This is a genomic window from Streptosporangium minutum, assembly GCF_002149035.1.
In the GTDB taxonomy this organism is placed as follows: domain Bacteria; phylum Actinomycetota; class Actinomycetes; order Streptosporangiales; family Streptosporangiaceae; genus Streptosporangium; species Streptosporangium minutum.
In genome coordinates this window covers 1-2,721 of sequence record NZ_NGFP01000462.1, presented here as the reverse complement: position 1 = coordinate 2,721, position 2,721 = coordinate 1, and the positions used below count along the sequence as shown (strand labels likewise).

At 71.9% G+C, this 2,721-nt stretch carries 2 protein-coding genes; both read right to left on the bottom strand.

The window, feature by feature from the left end; genetic code table 11:
* Nucleotides 1-307: 307 nt before the first annotated feature.
* Nucleotides 308-2,071 (bottom strand): DUF4012 domain-containing protein, encoded by a 1,764-nt coding sequence (locus tag CA984_RS43595; protein ID WP_133061981.1) that lies wholly within the window; start codon nucleotides 2,069-2,071, stop codon nucleotides 308-310.
* A complete protein-coding gene (locus CA984_RS43590; protein ID WP_133061980.1) occupies nucleotides 2,061-2,456 on the bottom strand; it encodes a hypothetical protein in 396 nt (131 codons plus the stop codon). Before CA984_RS43590 ends, CA984_RS43595 begins: the two co-directional genes overlap by 11 nt.
* Between the last annotated feature and the right edge of the window lie 265 nt (nucleotides 2,457-2,721).

The window sequence follows — 2,721 nt, the reverse complement described above, 5'->3', positions numbered from 1 at the left end:
CCCCGCAGCGCCGCCACCGGCCCGGCTCCAACCTGCTGTGGGTGTCGCTGTACGCCGGGGTCGGAACGAGGATGAGCGCGGCGCGGGATCGACGGACTGACCGGTCTCAACGGTCCGCGGTGTGCCTTCCATGAGCGTGACGGTAGATCTCCTCCGGCGGCGGTCCGCTCGCGGCGCGCCGCTGTTTACCCTTTGCTGCCGGTGACGGAGACGGCGCGGCTTGCTGCCGGTGCGAAAGGGCTTGCCGCCGCTGAGGAAAGAGGCGCGGCCGGCGGCGGGGAATCCGCCGCCGGCCGCGCCTCCTCCGTCAGGGGGCGCAACCCACCGTGTTCTCGACGATCCGGGTCCGCTGGGGACGGACCAGCGGCTGCACCGGCACCAGCGGCGGCTCGCTGGAGGAGGGTTCGGTCAGGTCGAACTCCAGCGTCCGCGACTGCCCGGGGGCGAACTCCAGCAAGGTGGAGTAGACGGGGTGGGACCGTTCGTCCTCCCTGATGACCGATGCCTCCTCCCCGTCGATCCGCGCCGCGCTCATCCTCGTTCCGACCCCGGCGTACAGCGACACCCACAGCAGGTTGGAGCCGGGCCGGTGGCGGCGCTGCGGGGAGTCGAGCCGGCCGGTGACGTAGGCGGGCAGGTTTCCCCGCGGCACGTCGTTGGTGAGCCGGACGCGCACCGTCGCGGAGCGCGTCCCGCCCCGGCACGGGCCCAGCTCGTAGTCGAGGGAGCGTTTCAGGTAGTAGTCGAGTTTGCCGCCGGCCGAGTTGTTGACCACCAGCCCCGCGAACGGTCCCGGCCGCTCCGGCAGCACGCCGCCGACGGCGGTCGCCGCCAGGCGGGACTGCTCGGCCCTCCGGCGGCTCCAGATCTGGATCCTGCGCTCGTCCACCATGCGGAACAGGACGGGCAGCAACCGGGAGGGCTCCGCGAAGGAGGCGGGCAACGCCTCGCTGACGGCGCCGGCGACCTCGATGAGGAACCGCTTGCGCGCCACGGGGTCGTCGTATCGGGCATAGGCGGCGCGCTCGGTGAGGTCGACGACGTTCTCGGCGGTCACCGTCTCCCCGCCGTGCAGGGCGACCGGCCCGATCACCTTCAGCAGGTAGGACAGCCCGACCGGGTCGGTCGCCAGGGCGCCGTCCAGCCGCCGGTGGTTCTGCCGTTCCCACAGCCCTGTCCAGGTGGCGGCGGCGTAGGGGAAATGCGGGGAGAGGTTGGAGATCGAGAGCAGTTTGGCCGCGCTCGGCCCGTAACGCGCGCGGAAGGCGGGGCCGTGATCGACCACGGGGGTCGGGCTCGTGCCGAGACCGGCGTTGGAGGACAGCCGTCTGATGTCGATCTTTCCCCGGTCGGCCTCCAGAATGCCGAACGCACCGACCAGACCGCCGGTCCCCCGGGCCTCGGCGTTGGTCTGGAAGGCCAGGAAGTAGCGGCGGGGGCCGTCGCGGCCCAGCATCGGAGGGAGCAGGGCGGAGGCGGTCGCGGCGTCGCCGAGCCAGCCCCGGAGCCGGTCGACCTCCTGCAGCGCCGTGCCCCGCGCCTGGTCCAGCAGGTCGACACCGGTGTCGGCCGGCGTGGCCGCCAGCCGGGAGCTCACCCGCGTGAGCCGGCCGGCCGCGTCCCGCAGAACCGGTGCGGCCGCGTCAAGGTCCGCCAGCAGCCGTGGCACGTTGCCCAGGGAGTGCGTCTCCGCCGTGACGAACACCGCGGCGGTCCGCTGGACGGCGGCCAGCACGTCGGTCAGCTCCGCGGCGCTCTCCGCCAGTCCGCGCACGGTCGTCGCGCCCTCCCCCACCAGCGGAATGTGGGTCATCATCGACCAGCAGGGGTCCGCGGTGAGCCGCCGCGCCTCGGCCGCGTGCCATCGGGCGTCCGCGATCGCCCGGCCCATCAGGGCGGGGTCGCGCGTGCTCGTCACCGCGCGTAGCCGCAGCAGCGCGCTCTTGGCCGCCTCCAGGTGCTCGCGCACGCCCAGGCCGAGATGGGCCGACCAGCCCCCGGCCAATACCACCACGGCGACGGGGGCCAGCAGGCCGGTTACGACGGCTCTGCGACGTCTTCTAGATGGCACTGGTGGATCGGCGGCGCCGTACGGCGATCAGGCTGGCGGCGGTTCCGGCGGCCAGCAGGCCGCCGCCCAGCGTGGCGACCGTCGCCACGGGTGCCCCCGTGAACGGCAGCTCCTTGACCGCATGGCAGCCGCCGCCGCAGCAGCTCTCCTCACTGCAGCAGCTGTCGTCGCCGCAATCACCGAAACCGGAGTCGAAACTGGGATCGGCCGGGTCGGCACCGTTGTTGTTGTTATTGTTGTTGACCGGCCCCGGCGGATAGGGCGCCGAAACGACGGCGGTCGCCGGCGTGCCGGTTTCGGCGGTTGCCATCGTGGCGGTTGCGAGCGCGAATCCACCCCCGATCGCCGCCGCTAGAAAAATAGATACCATCCGTTTTCTGGCCATTTCGGACTCCCCCGTGGCGATGATTCAGGCCATGGAAAATACCGCCCGGAATACGAGCGACATGTCCATGGGACCCGTTATATCCCCCTCGACGTGGGGCGCCCTGTTCAGCTCACGGCCCTTACCGAACGATCACCCACTGTTCTCCGACTTTTGACGCTGAACGCCCGGGCACGCCGGCCCCGTTCTCCGCACGCGGCAGGTCCTCACCGAAGGTCGCTCGCCGTCAACCGGCACGGCTCCGCCGAGGTGGGAGGTCGAGAGC